Annotated in this window: 20 protein-coding genes; 9 read left to right on the top strand and 11 right to left on the bottom strand. The window is 36.3% G+C overall.

Going from position 1 to position 16,633, the window contains the following annotated elements; all coding sequences use genetic code 11:
• Positions 1–77: 77 nt before the first annotated feature.
• On the top strand, positions 78–569 hold the full coding sequence (locus tag ACB089_RS00905; RefSeq protein ID WP_374964794.1) for an SRPBCC family protein: 492 nt from the start codon (positions 78–80) through the stop codon (positions 567–569).
• A 525-nt stretch (positions 570–1,094) separates the two neighbouring features.
• Here ACB089_RS00905 and ACB089_RS00900 read toward each other — a convergent pair.
• The 3 genes from ACB089_RS00900 to ACB089_RS00890 all read right to left on the bottom strand — a co-directional run bounded on the left by ACB089_RS00900 (position 1,095) and on the right by ACB089_RS00890 (position 4,545).
• Entirely contained in the window at positions 1,095–1,889 is a 795-nt protein-coding gene (locus tag ACB089_RS00900) for a hypothetical protein (RefSeq protein ID WP_374964792.1), read from the bottom strand.
• Positions 1,890–2,025: 136 nt separating this feature from the next.
• Positions 2,026–3,657, bottom strand: a complete 1,632-nt coding sequence (abc-f, locus tag ACB089_RS00895) for a ribosomal protection-like ABC-F family protein (protein ID WP_374964791.1) — start codon at positions 3,655–3,657, stop codon at positions 2,026–2,028.
• A 468-nt stretch (positions 3,658–4,125) separates the two neighbouring features.
• Complete coding sequence (locus tag ACB089_RS00890; protein WP_374964789.1) at positions 4,126–4,545, bottom strand: hypothetical protein; 420 nt, start codon at positions 4,543–4,545, stop codon at positions 4,126–4,128.
• A 158-nt stretch (positions 4,546–4,703) separates the two neighbouring features.
• Here ACB089_RS00890 and ACB089_RS00885 point away from each other — a divergent pair, with 158 nt between their 5' ends.
• Positions 4,704–5,564: an endo alpha-1,4 polygalactosaminidase gene (locus ACB089_RS00885; protein ID WP_374964788.1), complete on the top strand. Its 861-nt coding sequence runs from the start codon at positions 4,704–4,706 to the stop codon at positions 5,562–5,564.
• Between the two features lie 64 nt (positions 5,565–5,628).
• Here the strand turns inward: ACB089_RS00885 and ACB089_RS00880 are convergent, their stop codons facing one another.
• Positions 5,629–6,141: a DNA-deoxyinosine glycosylase gene (locus tag ACB089_RS00880; protein ID WP_374964786.1), complete on the bottom strand. Its 513-nt coding sequence runs from the start codon at positions 6,139–6,141 to the stop codon at positions 5,629–5,631.
• A gap of 18 nt (positions 6,142–6,159) precedes the next feature.
• Positions 6,160–6,954: a DUF2268 domain-containing protein gene (locus ACB089_RS00875; protein ID WP_374964784.1), complete on the bottom strand. Its 795-nt coding sequence runs from the start codon at positions 6,952–6,954 to the stop codon at positions 6,160–6,162.
• Positions 6,955–7,062: 108 nt separating this feature from the next.
• Here ACB089_RS00875 and ACB089_RS00870 point away from each other — a divergent pair, with 108 nt between their 5' ends.
• Positions 7,063–7,323, top strand: a complete 261-nt coding sequence (locus ACB089_RS00870) for a hypothetical protein (protein WP_374964782.1) — start codon at positions 7,063–7,065, stop codon at positions 7,321–7,323.
• A gap of 102 nt (positions 7,324–7,425) precedes the next feature.
• On the opposite strand, the gene ACB089_RS00865 is transcribed toward ACB089_RS00870, so the two are convergent.
• Positions 7,426–8,163 (bottom strand): polysaccharide deacetylase family protein, encoded by a 738-nt coding sequence (locus ACB089_RS00865; RefSeq protein WP_374964781.1) that lies wholly within the window; start codon positions 8,161–8,163, stop codon positions 7,426–7,428.
• 278 nt (positions 8,164–8,441) lie between these two features.
• Here ACB089_RS00865 and ACB089_RS00860 point away from each other — a divergent pair, with 278 nt between their 5' ends.
• The 4 genes from ACB089_RS00860 to ACB089_RS00845 all read left to right on the top strand — a co-directional run bounded on the left by ACB089_RS00860 (position 8,442) and on the right by ACB089_RS00845 (position 10,559).
• Positions 8,442–8,564 (top strand): hypothetical protein, encoded by a 123-nt coding sequence (locus tag ACB089_RS00860; RefSeq protein WP_374964779.1) that lies wholly within the window; start codon positions 8,442–8,444, stop codon positions 8,562–8,564.
• Between the two features lie 177 nt (positions 8,565–8,741).
• Positions 8,742–9,044, top strand: coding sequence for a YunC family protein (locus tag ACB089_RS00855; protein WP_068985005.1), 303 nt, complete (start codon positions 8,742–8,744; stop codon positions 9,042–9,044).
• 130 nt (positions 9,045–9,174) lie between these two features.
• Positions 9,175–9,798 carry a DUF2238 domain-containing protein gene (locus tag ACB089_RS00850; protein ID WP_374964777.1) on the top strand — a complete coding sequence of 208 codons (624 nt, stop codon included), beginning with the start codon at positions 9,175–9,177 and terminating at the stop codon, positions 9,796–9,798.
• Between the two features lie 110 nt (positions 9,799–9,908).
• On the top strand, positions 9,909–10,559 hold the full coding sequence (locus ACB089_RS00845) for an SIMPL domain-containing protein (protein ID WP_368638366.1): 651 nt from the start codon (positions 9,909–9,911) through the stop codon (positions 10,557–10,559).
• Between the two features lie 61 nt (positions 10,560–10,620).
• Here ACB089_RS00845 and ACB089_RS00840 read toward each other — a convergent pair whose 3' ends face one another.
• The 5 genes from ACB089_RS00840 to ACB089_RS00820 form a co-directional block, all read right to left on the bottom strand.
• On the bottom strand, positions 10,621–11,274 hold the full coding sequence (locus ACB089_RS00840) for a uridine kinase (protein ID WP_374964776.1): 654 nt from the start codon (positions 11,272–11,274) through the stop codon (positions 10,621–10,623).
• Positions 11,275–11,455: 181 nt separating this feature from the next.
• Positions 11,456–11,998, bottom strand: a complete 543-nt coding sequence (locus tag ACB089_RS00835) for a histidine phosphatase family protein (protein WP_374964774.1) — start codon at positions 11,996–11,998, stop codon at positions 11,456–11,458.
• An 81-nt stretch (positions 11,999–12,079) separates the two neighbouring features.
• A complete protein-coding gene (locus ACB089_RS00830) occupies positions 12,080–12,952 on the bottom strand; it encodes a DUF4097 family beta strand repeat-containing protein (protein ID WP_374964773.1) in 873 nt (290 codons plus the stop codon).
• Between the two features lie 61 nt (positions 12,953–13,013).
• Entirely contained in the window at positions 13,014–13,712 is a 699-nt protein-coding gene (locus ACB089_RS00825; RefSeq protein WP_374964771.1) for an ABC transporter permease, read from the bottom strand.
• On the bottom strand, positions 13,705–14,628 hold the full coding sequence (locus ACB089_RS00820) for an ABC transporter ATP-binding protein (RefSeq protein ID WP_374964770.1): 924 nt from the start codon (positions 14,626–14,628) through the stop codon (positions 13,705–13,707). Before ACB089_RS00820 ends, ACB089_RS00825 begins: the two co-directional genes overlap by 8 nt.
• Before the next feature lie 157 nt (positions 14,629–14,785).
• Here ACB089_RS00820 and ACB089_RS00815 point away from each other — a divergent pair, with 157 nt between their 5' ends.
• A complete protein-coding gene (locus ACB089_RS00815) occupies positions 14,786–15,511 on the top strand; it encodes a response regulator transcription factor (protein ID WP_374964768.1) in 726 nt (241 codons plus the stop codon).
• Positions 15,502–16,611, top strand: a complete 1,110-nt coding sequence (locus ACB089_RS00810; RefSeq protein WP_374964766.1) for a sensor histidine kinase — start codon at positions 15,502–15,504, stop codon at positions 16,609–16,611. The genes ACB089_RS00815 and ACB089_RS00810 overlap by 10 nt, the downstream gene beginning before the upstream one ends.
• The last annotated feature ends 22 nt before the right edge of the window (positions 16,612–16,633 follow it).

Genomic DNA, 16,633 nt, shown 5'->3' with positions numbered 1-16,633 from the left:
TAAGGTAGAAGGCGTGACAAAAATATTTCAAGCAGTCTATGATGAATATAAGAAATAAAGTTATAAGGAGGATAATCATGCTCGCCACTATTCAGAAACAAGAAAATAGCTTTATCGTAAAATTTGATCGTCCACTGTCACATTCAGTTGATGCTGTTTGGGCAGTATTAACGGAGAATGGCAAGCTGAAAAAATGGATGAATAATTTAGAAATCATTGATCTTCGAAAAAACGGTAAAATCCATTTTAATATGAATGATGGAACAGATGCTTATATGGAAATAACGATTACAGACTATGTTGAGAAGGAAGTGCTCGAATTTGAATGGGGTAAAGATACAGTCAGATTTGAACTCTCCCACACTAGTAGTGGTTCCATATTAGTATTACTTGAACCGATTGGTAAGCTAACTGAGCATACACCAAAAGATTTAGCTGGCTGGCATATATGCTTAGACCTGCTTTCAGACTTATTAAATGGAACTGTACATGAAGAATTTCCAATGGAAGAATGGCAAAAATGGTTTGCAGAATATAAGCAACTTGTGGATGACGTAGAAAAGATTTAAGCCATCAAAAATAAAACTCCTAGGGTGTAAAGTGCCCTAGGAGTTTTTATGTTAAAAAACAAAATGGTCAAGGAAATCTTTGTGAATGTTGCGGCGATTTAAATGAGGTTGCTTTCGTTCCATGCTACTCGCTTTCAGACAGATAATAACATTGTCGCTGCCGCTACGTTTGCACTTCGCTTTCGCATTTTATCACTATAAATTAAAGTGACATGCGAGAAGATACACACCATGTGAAGTGGTTGATTGGAGTGGAGACTGGGCGACTCCTTGGGGATCAGCGATAGAGGAACGAAGGCTAAGAGCATCACGTCCTGTGATAACGCCTTCGTGACCAACATCCTGTTGCCCCGAGACCCTGGAGCGTAGCGAAGCGGCTCATCGGACGCCCCCAGGAAGCTTAGCTCTGTGCGAAAGCGTAGTGCTAACGTAGCGGCAGCAACAAAGCGCCCAGTCGGAACGGAAATCAACCCCTCGTTTTGCCGAAGAGTCGTACTTTATTAATATGGCACCTTACAATATTATTTAATGATAAAAAGCTGTAGCCATTTCAAGTGCTTTTAGCGGCTCCTTGATTGAATCAAGCGTATAGACAAGCTTGTCGTCCTGCCACACGATTAAATTTCCTGATTCATTTACATCTAAATGTGCAGATCCGTGTTGCTTTGGAATAGGAAGCATATGCGATTCTAAAAATTGTACTGCCTGCTTAGCAAGCTTTACACCAGCTTCCGAATTGTCTGTTCTTGTTTGAGTCGCTATTGCCCATCTTCCCTCATTCCAACCAGTCCATAAAGAGCCAGCACCTGCATCCTGATAGCCTTTAATATTGGAACCAAGATCAACTTCTTGACCGCCACTTTGACTAAAATTCTCAAAAGAAATTTGCTTACTTGCTTCGTCGGCACTTTCATATTGCTTCACTAAGAGACGAGCAATAACGGTCGCCCTATCTGGTTGTTTTAGTTTAATATCGTTGATTGGCAAATACTCTTTGCTTTCAAAAAATACTATTTCAACTTCGTTAGCTTCCGCCTTCGTTGTTGCCGTTAAAAATGTACCTTCTGTGATTGGTAGCCCTTTGGGTAAAGTTATAGGTAATTCCGTTTTAAGCTGGTCCTTAACATTTTTTAGTGCCTCAGCCTGTGTAATCGATGCTACTGTGTTTTCCTTATTCGGCTTAGAAGATTCCTGTTGATTTTCCTGCGATTGCTGCTCTTCTTGCGGCTTGTTTGGTACGTTAGGTTTTTCTTCTTTATCAGAGCATGCAGTGATTATACTGAAACTTAAAAGCATGAATGTAAAAACTACTTTTTTCATGGCGTTTGCCCCCCTTTATTAAGAGTGATCAAGTTGACCTCAGAAGTGATCTGATATGCCCCGAAAGTGATCAGGTTCATCTCAGAACAAATCGTGTAAGGTCACTTCTTTCTTCCCTACCTAAAAACTATTGTAGTTACTTAAGTTCATTAATTTGCTTCGTCAGTTCGTTAAACTTTTGATCAAGCATAGCGTAATCCTTATCCTTTGCCGTAAGAAAACTAAGCTTGCCAAGTATTTCTTGTCTTTCATTTTCAAGTTTTAAACGAAGAGCGGCTTTATCATCGGCTTGAGAAGGAGCACTATTTCTCCATTTTTTCTCAATACGTTTATTTTGAACTTCCCACACATTATCAGTTACCTTCTCAAGAAAATATCTATCATGTGAGACAACAAGTAATGTTCCCTTATATTGCGCAAGTGTTTTCTCTAACTGCTCCCGAGAAGGTAAATCAAGGTGATTCGTCGGTTCATCTAAAATAAGCACATTTTTATCCTCTAAAATATATGCCATTAATTTACACTTTACACGCTCTCCCATACTCATTTTGCCTATTGGAGCAGTCCAATGTGCTGGTGTAAAACCTAAATGCTTCATTAAATTTCGAACTTTCCCTTGCTCCTCAAAGGTTTCTTTATAAAAGTATTGCCCCGGTGTCTGATCCAGTGGTAAATCAAATACTTCCTGTGTTAAATAGCCGATGTTTGCAGCAGGAGATAGCCAAACTTCCCCTTCAGCCTCTACCTGCCCTAAGAGTATCTTTAATAATGTTGTTTTGCCACTACCATTTGTCCCAATAATGGCAATTTTCTCACCAAATTTTGCAATCAAATTTACATTCTTCAATAAAACTCGTTGCTCAAAGCACTTCGTTAAACTCTTTGTCTCTAAAAAACGCTTGCCCACTCGTTGATTTGTGTCTAAAGAAAAACGAATCTCTTCCTCAGGTTCTACAGCTTCAATTTTAACCTTCGCAAGCTCCTTCTCTAATCGTTTTTTCTTAGATTTAACTTGCGAGTCCATACGCTTTGCTTTTACACGATAAAATTCCTTAAAGCCCTCCTGCTTTGTAGACTGCGCATGTGCCTTCTGTGACCAGGATGTTAACTCCTTCATCTGTGCCTCTATACGTTCAATATTTTTTTGCTGTTTATCATAGGCACGTTGTTGTGTTAGTCTTTGGTGTTCTCTAGCGGCCATATAACTACTATAATTGCCACTATGCTCCATGAGCTTCCCTTCTTCTAGCGACCAAATTTTAGTCGCAATCTCGTCTAAAAAATAGCGATCATGAGAGACAACAATGATGGTACCATCATAATTTTTTACTTGCTCAATTAACAGTGCAGTACTTCGCTCGTCTAAATGATTCGTTGGCTCATCTAGTAAAAGTAATTGAGCATTTTGTGCAAAACCATCAGCAAGACGCATTTTTAGCTTCTCTCCACCACTTAATGCTGAAAATAACACATCTGGAACCTGCCATTTAGCAAGCAAATCAGCCTCGTTTGCAGTTACCTCCAGCGTATCAAAATGCGCACTCTCCTGTTCTACATAAGCAACTTTAGCAGACTGCAACCAACGTAACTGCCCCGAAGTCGGCACTATCGAGCCTGCAATCAACTGCAATAATGTGGATTTACCCGCCCCATTTCTACCAATAATGCCGATGACCTCGCCCATCTTCGCCGTTGCTGTTATATGCTCAAAAATCTTTGTATCCTGTATTTCATAACGTACATCTTGTAATTTTAAAAGTTCCTTCATAACATCCATCCTTTTCCGTTCGAAGGGACAAAAAAATCCCTCCAAGTATTTTGGAAGGATTAGTCTTAAAAATATCATACACAAAAAAAGCTTATGAACAAAGCTTTGTTTGTGTTCCATTACTAAGTAAGCCACTTCTCCTATCTGCCTCTAAAAAAAGAGGTTCAGATGGAAAATGAAGCACTTGTAAGTATCGTACAACCTCGTATCGACAAAGCTTCGTCGATACGAGATGCGCGTTTTGGAAAATGGGCAGACTAATCCTATTTTTGATTGAAATATAAAATTCCATACGCAAAAAATAAGATTAGTTAATCATTGGCCACCCATCGTCCCTTCATCAGTAATTACAATAATTGTAACATCATTGTCTCTAAAACAACAACGGTAAAGTTGTAAAATAATTCTTCACAAGTAACATCATACTAATCAGGGAATTCTTATTGGTTCATAGTGTCCTACTCTTCATTACCATCTCGAGCAATCATACGAGCGAATCTCTCTTCTTGCAATGGTTTGGAAGCGCCAACCCCTTCTGCTACTCCATCGGAACCCAGCAATAGACTCTCTCCCTACAGCAGTTAGGAAGAACCAAAAGCTTGATCCATTAAACATCCATATATACGTATTTCTAAATAAGCATGATTGAATACCACTTGTACCTATTCCCCACGGTGGAGTCGATGGCACAAAACTAGGTGGTGGTCCAAGAGGCATTTGACCTGCTGGTGGTGGGCCAAAATTAGGCGGTCCAAATGATGGTGGGCCAAATCCAGGTGGGCCAAATGATGGTGGTGGGCCAAATCCTGGCGGTCCAAATGATGGTTCGAAATTAGGTTCATTCCCGCTTGGAGGTCTGAAATCCTCTCCATATGGATTGTTAAACATTAAAAACTCCTCCTTTTACATATTTCAATATATGTAAAAAGGCAAATAACCGTTGAGCAATTGCCTATCTTTAGGGAGCTTTGTAGACTACACTCAACCAATTATTCCATTGGCTAATATTGTATAATGGGAGAGTATTTCCAAGAAAAGGAGCACTTATGCGTAAATTACTTTTCACCATTACTACTATAATTGTGTTACTAAGCATTTGGTTACTAATTTCTTCGAAGCAAGCCACTGAATCTACAACAAGGATCCAAGCGAAGCTAGCTAACGTAAAGGAGTACAAATATTATTTAGATCAAGGAAACGATAAGATTGGCAAGGAAATGGCTAACTTGGATTTGGTCATTGTGGAGCCAATCGAAATGCAGCAGAAGTATATCGACCTTGCTCAAAAAAATGGAGCACTAATATACGGCTATATAAACGCTATGGAAGCAGACAAATGGAATTCAGCGCTTTATAGTCAATTAAATGAAGCAGATTTTTATAAAGATGCGCATGGAGAAAAGATGTATTTCGCTGAGTGGGATTCGTATTTAATGGATATGACCTCTCAACATTATCAAAAGCTTTTACTAGAAGAAATTCAGAAGCAAATTGTTCAAAAAGGGTTAGATGGTGTGTTTTTAGACACTGTGGGCAACATTAATTCTTATTTACCTGAAAAAGAGCAGGAAGCACAAAATGAAGCAATGTTATCCTTCATCCAAAAAATAAAACAGCAATATAACGGCTTGTCTGTTGCGCAAAATTGGGGCTTTCAAACATTAGCTGATTACACAGCGCCATATATCGACTTTATAATGTGGGAAAACTTCTCGTATGATGTAGTTGGAGAAGATGACTGGGCATTGGAGAAGATGAAGCAATTAGTTCACATACGAGATAAATTCGGTACTCAGGTGATGGCGATTGGATTTGAGGATGAAGAAAAAAGTCGTGCTTTAGCAGAGAAATATCAATTTAAATTTTTCTATAGCCCCGCTGGATCTCACTACAATACTTGGCAGTAATGTCTTTAATAGCACTATAATACCCTCTGTAACACTCATCAGAGGGTATTTTTTAGTAGTGAAATTATATAGATAAATAAGATTGCATCACTCGCCAATCCTCAAGCTTTTCCTCAAAAGATTTAATATTTTTACCTGGTATCGGACTAGTTGAGGGCATTTTTTGATAGGCCTGACCAACTAAAACCTCAAAGCCAATATGTTTTTTAAAAACTTCGAATGCCTTTCCACCATTAAAAAGCACCAACTCAATATTTGGATACTGTTCAAAAAGCGTTTTAAAATCATTCGGTTTTTCATTACGAATAGCTGCATCTAAGCTTCCTTTACGCTCGCACGATTCTATCGTATCCCAAAGGCCAATATGATTGCTCTTTAACAATTTTAATCTTCGTTCATAGTCATCTGGTATATTTACCTCTAATATTTCTCCTAAAATCGGCCAAAAGTGATTGCGTGGATTGCCATAATACTGCTGTTTCTCTAATGATTGCTTTCCAGGCATTGAACCGACAATTAGCACCTTTGTTGACGAATCAATAACTGGTCGCAAGACATTTTTTAGTTCATTTGACACTACAATCACTCCTTCCCTTTATTGTAGCGGAAAATCAGAGCCGACAAGTATTTCCTTCGAACTTTTTACATGAAGTTTTTTTGAAGAATGATTTTTTATATAGGTCCTTACGATTTCATAACCAATACAGTACCCTATCCATTTAGGAAGCTTTCCACCATATAAAAATTCAATATGATTGTCTAATCCTTGAATATTAATTTGAGGTAAAAAACGCTTCTTCCATATCTTCAACATTTTATCCAAAGAGTAGTAACTCAACCAAGGGGCTAACCATTTATCTCCGTAAATTTCTTCAACTGCACATTCTGCTAAGCCTTCTAAAATTAAAGAATCCAACAAGGATACTTCGTCTAGCGTCTTATTTAAATATTGTAAACGACAAACATGATTGTACTCATGTGCAAATAACGCTTTAAGTTCCTCTTTTTCAAGCTCTCCTATAAATAAAAACAAAGCATTTGGATAGGCGACACCATTTTTATTTGTCATTGTTTGTTCCTGTGTTATCGGAAAAATATAGATTGGTATATTTGGACCGCTCCATCTCTTTTTTAAATAAATAAATTCCTTTTGGACAACTTCCCACACATTTTGTTCCTTTAACTTTTTTATATCAATTTTTTCATGTGGCTGAAAAAGACCCTGTTGCTGTAGTTCAAATTGTAGTTCTTCCGGATATCCACCATGAAAGATTTCAACTAAACGACTACAAAGAATGTAACACTGTATTTCATTAAAATTCCGACTGTGATTTTGCCTTTGAGTCTCTATTAATTCATTAAGCCACTCATCGGTAGGTATTACTGACATCCCCTCACCTCCTGCTATAGCTTATGTCTCAAATAGACAATCGGCTAGTGAGGAATGTATGGAACAGCATATATTAACTTGTAAGGAAGTCGAAAGGAGGGATATTTTATGAATCCAGCTGATACTTACAATCTTTGCTGTAAATATCATGGTAAACGTGTAAGAATTACAGATGCATCTGGCAGAGTACATGTTGGAGAGATAACGATGGTAGATAGAAAACATGTGTGGATTCTACCTGATAGACGATATGGAGGATATGGTTTAGGTTTTTTTGGTCGTCGGAATTTTAGAAGACCAGGTTTTGGCGTTGGGATTGTACTCGGAACTATTATCGGAATTGCACTCGCACCTCTATTATTTTTCTAAAATGAGATGTCCAATGATCAATATCCGCTGCGATATGGCAGACTCATTTTTTTATTTGAGGGAAAAATAAGCCATTTCAATGTTGAGATGGCTTATTTCCCCTTATTGTACTTGCTCTTGTTGTTGTTTGCTTTCAATCAACTCGGATATTGTGACAAATGTATAACCTTGTTTTTTAAGTTCTGGTACTATTTCTTCCAGTGCCTTAATGGTTTGCGTGCGATCGCCGCCTCCATCATGGAATAAAACAACATCTCCAGGCTTCGATCCCTTCAATACCTTTTGTGTAATTTTTTTCACACCTGGTTGTTTCCAATCTTGAGTATCCTGATGCCAAGACCACATAACTACTTTGTATCCATCCTTTACTGCAGCATTAATCATTTGATCGTTATAATTACCACCTACAGGACGGAATAAAACTGGGGAAAATCCAGTAATACTATTAATGATTCCTTTTGTCTGACGCAGTTCCTTCTGCAATTCAGCTACGGAAACATTAAACGGATGTGAATACGTATGATTGGCCAACTCATGACCTTCAGAATAAGACCTTAAAACAAGCTCCGGATATTTTTCTGCATTTTTTCCAATAATAAAAAAGGTAGCTTTTGCATCATACTTTGCCAGTACATCTAAAATAGCTGCCGTATACTTAGGATCGGGTCCATCGTCAAAGGTTAGGGCAATTATTTTGTCTTCTGTGTTAATGTCCCACACAACTTCGCCTGTCTCCTCATAATAAGGTCGACCTTTATCCGCATAGATGGTCAGCTCTGTAAAAAATACCGATATGATTAAAAAACAAAGGGTTAAACGAAATACATATTTACGTGTCATAGCATCACCTCCCAAGTTCAAATTCACATAACTCCGTCAACTTACTATTTACGATTTACAGTGAAATATACGTGAAGGATTGGCGGTTTTCATTACCTTGTATCACCGATAAATTGCTGTTAAATTTTGAACGAATTGTGAAAACACCCACAAACCACTTTATTTTTTTACAAATTGATGTAAAATAAAAAACACAAACTGATATATAACAACAACGAGTTTAATTAATTTTTCCTCCGGTTGTTATAGTACAAAAAAACAACAAAGGGGATTTCATTATGTGGATTATTACAGTTTTTGAACAAAATACTTATCGTATGTTCGAGTACGACACTAAAAACGAGGCAACGATTGCATTAAAAACATTCAATCATACAGCAATGCTTTCTTATACGAAATAAATAAAAAGAATCAACTCATTCTTACAAAAGGGAAATCGAGTTGATTCTTTTAGTTTTTTACGAACAACTTATCTTATTTTAGGTGGCAGAATTATTCTTATAATAATTTTTTTACGGAAAATGTCGAACACCTTTTTACCTATTGCCATATGTATATAGAGAAAAGGAGTGATATTAATGGTGACAATTGAGCCTATTATGATTAAGGGTCATTTTTTCACTGCAGTGATTGTTCAATTACCTAAAACAACACTACTAACAATTTCAAATGAAACAGGCTACATCATGTGTGGGGCTTTAGATATCGGTTTATTAAATGATCGCTTAGCTGACCGTAAAATTATTGCAGGTCGTGCAGTGGGTGTGAAAACAATCGATGAACTACTGACAGCCCCATTAGAATCCGTGACGTATGAAGCGCAGCAGCTCGGTATTACAGAAGGAATGCCTGGTGTAGAGGCATTACTAAAAATGATATAACCGAAAGTTTTTATGTATAAACAAAGCGTCAGTTCAATTTCGACTAGACGCTTTTTTTGTTGATGTATTATGTACAGTTTGAATAAGCTAGACACTCTTTCCCTATACTTTAGGCAAAGGAGTGTTCGTTTTGGATAAAGATAAACATTGGAAAATACATGTAATCTTATTATTAATAGTCGTTATTATTTTTGTCTGGTCTGTCATAAAACCAGCTACCTATTTGGATTGGTTCGCAGAAGTTAGCCCTGCTGTGGTTGCTATTATTATTGTAGTCGCTATTTACAACAAATTCCGCTTCACAACTTTCTCTTATGTGATCATCGCCCTTTTATCCATCTTAACATTTATTGGCGGGCACTATACTTATGCAGAGGTCCCGCTTTTTAATTGGATAAAAGAAGAATTTCACTTACAGCGGAATAATTACGACCGTTTTGGACATTTCCTAAAAGGTTTGATGGCCATTGTCATTAGAGAAATATTAATACGAAAAACACCACTAACGAAAGGCGCTTGGTTAACAGGTATTACAATAAGTATAATGCTGGCAATTGCTGCTCTCTACGAAATCATTGAGTGGCTCAGTACAAAAGTTTCAAAAGGCGGCAAGGGTGCTAAAGATTTTTTAGGGATGCAAGGAGATCGCTGGGATGCTCAGTGGGACATGTTTTTAGCCCTCATTGGAACCATTTTAACTTTACTGTTATTTACAAAATTCCATGATAAATTATTGAAAAGGAAGGCAAAGTAAATCAATCTCGCCTTGGCGTATACAAAAAATATCTCTGAATGATGATAAACAATTTTCCTCTGCCGCAAGCATAGCATTACTAATATGAACCATTCGAAAGGTGGTATTCTATGTACTATGCAAATGTAAGTCAGCACTCGCCCCATCCATCTCGTGTGATTGACGTCACTGGAAACGGAAAAGTAATGGCTACTCCAAGTTATGTTCAACTTCAAATTGAAGTCCAGACAAGAGGAAAAAATGTACAAGAAGCACAGCAGGAAAATGCAGTCATTATGAATCGTGTTATCCAAGCTCTTTTAGATCTCCATATCCCAAGGGAAAATATTCAAACAGCTGTCTATACGATTTCACCACTTTATGATTATGAGGACGGCAAACAGATTTTTAAAGGCTATGAAGTCACAAATGGTATTACCGTTAAAGTAACAGATATGAATCAGATTGGTGTAATTATTGATACAGCTGTGGAAAATGGTGCAAATCGAATCTCCTCTATCCAATTCAATATTGACAATGCCGATGCCTATTATCAACAAGCTCTTAGTTTAGCCCTTCATAATGCGCAAATGAAGGCTAAAACGATTGCCGAGACAATGCATTTGCCTTTACAACCACAGCCTATCGAAATTGTTGAGGAACTAGAACGCGCCCCAGTTCTGTATAGATCAATGGCGATGGCCGATTCCAATATTTCTACGCCTATTGAACAAGGTCAAATAGCCGTTAATGCGACTGTTCGAGTGAAATTTCAGTATTGAATTATTTCATTACAAGAGCCTTCTGACTATTGAATAGCAGAAGGCTTTTGTAGTTATTTAGCTAGTAGTTACTTACAAATGTATTTTTTTCTAAACACACTACTTCATCAGACGTTTTAAAAATAATATCAAATGGCTGACTATACGAATGCATAAACAATTCATATTGAATCCGACGTTCTTCATGGGACTGCTTTAAATAATTGATATCGGTTCCTCTTTCAAGTACATCACGACCCGACCTTCTTATTAATTCCGTCTCACTATCTGTATAAAAATAAATTTTCAAATCAAATAATTTGGGATTAATAAATGCTACACTCATTCCCTCTACAATCGTTACTTTAGTTTTTGAAGAAATTAACGCACTTTTCATATAATGCGTATCTATTGTCAATAAATCTAGACCTTCTCGAACCATCTGAATATCTCTTTCTAAAGAAGGCAAATGATGAGCTGCTGGATGACAAGCCGTCATTTTAAAACAATGGTTTTCATTTTGATATGTATAGGCGATAATTGTTTGCTTACGTATATCTGAACTAACAATATACGGATCTGTATTCATATAATTCACTTCATTTTGATTTAGACAATTAACAAGTTTATTGGCAAACGTTGTTTTTCCTGCTGCTCCATGCCCTGAGATACCAATAATAATCCTTTTATCATTTAATTTTATCCAATTCAGTATTTCTTGTAGTATCTTCTCCATCTTCCTTCTCCTTTTACCAACAATCACAAAATAGGTGGTATGAAATTCGATTCATACCACCTCATTAATTCGCAATTTTTTATAAGCTCCTGCTGCCGCCCTACCGAACGCAGGAAAACGTAGCTACAGAAGCGATCTTCTTCCTATATCGGGAGGGGATTTTAAGCAAAACAAACTTTTATCATTTCCATACACGTTCTATTGTTATTTCATTATGCTTAGTGCTAAATTGAAAAATATCTGGATTACTTAAATTTCCCCAAACTTGAAAATCGACCTCATTATTATAATACTTTAATAGTAAAGCAATTATATTTCCATGACTAACAATAATGGAATGCTCGGCATCACTTTGAAAAGTTTCCTCAACTACGTGAACGATCCGTTTCATTGCTTCGCTACTTGACTCTCCACCTTCAAACTTTAACTCCATATTGGTAAAAGTTTCTTGAAGTTTTTCATACCAATCGGGTAAATCTCTAGTGCTTAAAATGCGTTCTGAAAGCCGTTCATCGATTTCAATATTTATATTTTTCCTATTACTTAGCGGTTCTATAGTTTGAATTGCACGTGAAAAGGGACTGGCAATGATTCGATCAATTTTTATGTCAGCGAAAAAATCAGCTAAATCTTCTGCTTGATGCAAGCCATCTTCTGTTAAAGAAGCAGCCGACGATTGTCCTTGAGCTTCGCAATGTCTAATTACATAAATATGCTTAACCATATAAACCCCCTAGAGTATTGGCTACTTCTGAAATCAGTTCTCGTCTTAACATCTCTCATTGACCTCATAGATTTTTAGATTTTAATTTACAATTATTATACCTTCTTTACTAATTAGTTCCAATTTATTTAACGCGTCACCAATCTTACCTTTCTTTAATTGCTCCGTATGTTCTTCTTTCTGATAACCTTCTAAATCAACGCTTATGTCGGATGATTCACTATTCGCCATAAGCTCTAATGATTTGGGTGTCTCTTTGTAGGATATTGTAATATCTCCCGAAGCAGTCTCTACAAATAATGCTTTTCCTTCGATGATTTCTTTCATAAAAACTTCACCGCTAGTCGAAGTAATTTTCGTTTTCGGACTGTTGATTCTAGTCATATAGCAATCACCATTTGTAGAGGCAATCGTTAATTCATTCACGGTACTATCCACCATTTTCAATTCTCCATCCTTCGATGTAATCTCACCTTTATCAGCAGATAGTCCCTTAATGATTTTAGAGCCAGAATCCGTTGAAATCGACAGTTCTTCTGTTTCAATGTTGTTCATTTTAACATCACCATAGCTGTTTTTTATTGCAATCTTATTCACAGCATTTTTAGGAACAGCAATGTGAATAGTACCCTTTTTTCCAAAGCTAAAGTTATTCATAACCCCTCCTTCAGTGTCTTGTTGATATACTACAACTTTATTTCCGTCTTTCTTAATTTCAACAGGGTTGTTTTCCTGCTTTTCTTGTAGCTTACCTTCAATTTCAATTGTTATTTTTTCAGAATCTGTATTTTCTAATGCTATATCCCAAGACTCACCGTTTATTTCAAGTTCTTCAATTTGCTGAACATCAAAGGACTGTTCTTCGTTAATACCCTTTTCACCATTTGTTTTAAGGGTGAATATAATTCCTCCTATTGCAATAACAAATATCAAAGCTATGATCGCTTTTTTCACTTTACATCCTCATTTCTCATATCAATTACGCCTCGGTACAAACAATATTTGCTGAAAAAATTTACGTTAAATCTACTTTGTCGACTTTATAATAAGAGAGATAACCAATAATAAGCCCTAATAGACACATGCTGATTGGGACACCGACAAATTGGAATAAGCTAGCGGATGAATCCCCATTTGAAACTGTTGCATTAATAACAAATCCAATTAAGACCGCTGATGTAATTGTCGAAGCTGTTGATTTTCTTCGCATACCAAAGTACAAAGGAATTAAGCTTACCCCGGCCATCATAAAAGCATTAACAAAAGTAGACGGAATTGTAGCTACCATCTCCTGAATCTCTACAGGCGTATCAAACAGGTTCATCATTGGATTTAAGAAATAAACAGCAATATTAATCATAAAAGTTGCAACAATAATACTAAAGAAACAAAATCCGAAAACTAGCGACAGCTTAGCAAGAATTATTTTTTTCCTTTTTAATGGATACGTAAATAATAATTGGACCGTTTTATTTTTGTATTCGTCAATGACTAAACGCGATAAAATCACACTCGAAAAAATAATAAAAACAATTCGAATTAAAATATTTGTTAAAGACATAAAATCTGTATAATCCCGAAACACCTGTTCATCTCCGGAACCTAAGGCCATAAGCACAACCGCCGCCAAAATTCCAACAATACAACTGATTAATCCTTTAAAATAGCCAGCTATACAATTCTTTTTCCATTCAAGCCTTAATAGTTTAAGCAATTCGATTCCCTCCATTAATAAGATTTAAGAAATACTCTTCTAAATGCTGTTGCTGTTTTTCAATTCCATTGACAACAATGTCATTTAAAATAAGCTCTTTATTAATTTGAGATTGAGAAATATCATGTTCAAAAATTCGAATACAATGCTGATTCACAATTTCATATTTCCGAATTCCTAACTTGTTCTCTAGCACACGAATCGCTTTTTTCAAATCGTCTATTTTGATTTCCAGGTACTCCATGTTTTCTTTTCGAATATCCTCCATTTTTACTTCCTTTAATAATTTTCCATGGTGAAGGATGCCAATAGTATCTGCTATTGATTCAACTTCTGACACGATATGACTTGATATTAAAATAGTGATTCCATGCTCTTCTTTTAACAGCATTAAAAGCTCGCGTATATCTTTAATACCTATAGGATCAAGACCATTTATCGGCTCATCCAGAATTAAAATCTCTGGTTTCGTAACAATTGCCCGTGCGATGCCTAATCTTTGCTTCATCCCTAGCGAAAATTCATGTATTTTTTTATGTTCCACTCCATCCAGACCTACAATAGCTAGTGCCTCTTGTATAGCCCCTTTTTCATAAACACCAACATACTCACAGTGAAGCTCTAAATTCTCCTTTGCTGTTAGCCTTTCATAAAATTCCGGATACTCAATAATGCTGCCTATTTTGTTTAAATATTGATAGGAGGACGTTGTGATTAGATTATTAAAAATTTTTATTTCACCTGAAGTTGGTTTTACTAAATTTAATATCATCTTCATAATCGTCGTTTTCCCCGCTCCATTCGGACCTAAAAACCCATAAATCTCTCCCTTCTTAACATTCATATTGACATTCGAGACAGTTTCGACTCCTTTAAAGCTCTTACTTAATTGCTGTATTTGAATAACAGTTTCCATGTTGTTTACTCCTTACCATTTTGAATTCGTTACATTTATCTTAATAAGTGAAAGTAAAAACAAAGTAAACTCGATGGAAAATGACAGTAATTTTTGCAAGAGAGTAAGGATATAACAATCAGAAGCTGTTATGATGAAATTGAAATGAGGGATAAAAATGGAATCTACAGAAAAAATCTTAATCGTAGATGATGAGATTGGTATATTAATATTATTAGAAATTACACTTCGAAAAGAAAACTTTACAAATATTGATACTGCATCGACGGGCAAAGACACATTACAGCTTGTCAAAACCAATATATACGATATTATTTTGCTCGATATCATGTTGCCAGATATAAGTGGCTTTGAGCTCTGTACGGAAATACGGAAACATACAAATACACCGATCATTTTTGTCAGTGCTCGCTCTACAGATTTTGATAAATTAACAGGACTAGGAATCGGTGGAGATGATTATATTACAAAACCTTTCAATCCTTTAGAGGTCATTGCTCGGATAAAGGTCATCCTTCGACGTCAAAAAATGTATGAGAATTCACAGCAACAGCAAAGTGTGAAGTTCGATTTCGGTTATTTTGCTCTTAATCCTGAATCTGCAACATTAATCGTTAATAATCAGATCGTCGAATGTACAGCTAAGGAGTTAGAGCTACTGCAGTTCTTTTGTAAAAATCCTAACCGTATTTTCACTACTACACAGCTCTATGAATTTGTTTGGGGAAATGACGTTTATGGTGAGGAGAAAACCGTTACGATCCATATTTCGAAGCTAAGGAAAAAGCTTCGAGATGATACGCGTAACCCTAAAATCATTGTAAACTTACGTGGAATCGGTTATAAATTTATTCCACCAAAAGAGGATTCACGATGCGAATAAGTACGCGATTTATGTTTCACCTCGCATTGGGGATAATTTTGTGGATATTTGCATCAGGTATTTGTATTTTGATTAGTGTAGAAGGAATCCTTCCACTTATCAATAAATCTGTAAATGAAGATTCTGAGAATATGATTGTACTATGGACTTTCGGGTTCAGCACTATAGCTTGTATCGGAGCATTTGGATGGTATTTTGGGGGTCCTCTTGGATTTATCATGACATGGATTCATCAGCTTTCACAAGAAAATTACGAAAAGCCGGAGGGATTCTCTAAAATCTATACTCGAAAAGGAAAGCTTCGTATGCGCTATCTTTTATATCAAGAGGTACTTCAACATTTACAAAGCTTATCTTTCAAATTACAAGCAGCGGAGATAGAACGAGAAAAAGTAGAGCAAGCTAAACAAGAATGGATTGCCGGTATTTCGCACGATTTAAAAACACCATTAACTTATGTTACAGGCTACTCTACTCTGTTATTAAACGAGCAATACGAATGGTCTCAAGGGGAAGCCCAATCCTTTATTCAAGAGATTGCAGATAAAGGCAAGCATATGGAGGAACTTATTCAAGATTTAAGTCTCGTTATTCAGTTAAATAGTGCGAATGGCTACTTACCTTTGCATAAAGAAAATCTGGATATAGTTGAATTTACTAAACGAATTGTTGCCAATATGAGCAATAATCCACAAGCTAATGACTATAGGCTTCATTTTGAGACGGATATTTCAATACTTAACGTTGAATTTGATGCTAAATTCATGCAACGGATATTGCAAAACATTCTTATGAATTCAATTATCCACAATCCACACAACACAGATATCTATACACAGATTTTTAATAGGTCAGAGCATGTAGAAATTCACATTGTGGATAACGGTGTGGGGATATCCAGGCACATGTTAGATAATATTTTTCAGCAGTATTATCGCGGAACTACGACAGATGCTTCTTCTGAAGGTACTGGACTGGGCATGGCGATCGTTTATAAGCTTGTTCAAGCTCATAATGGTACTATTTCTATTGAAAGTGAGATTTCAAAAGGAACTACATTTAAAATTACATTCCCTAAAAATAGAAGATCCACCTCTTAGAATTTTCAGAGGTGGGTTTGTT

It is taken from the genome of Lysinibacillus sp. RS10 (assembly GCF_041956855.1).
GTDB lineage: Bacteria > Bacillota > Bacilli > Bacillales_A > Planococcaceae > Lysinibacillus > Lysinibacillus xylanilyticus_A.
Note: the sequence above shows the minus strand (reverse complement) of the source record. Positions and strands in the feature narration are given on the sequence as shown.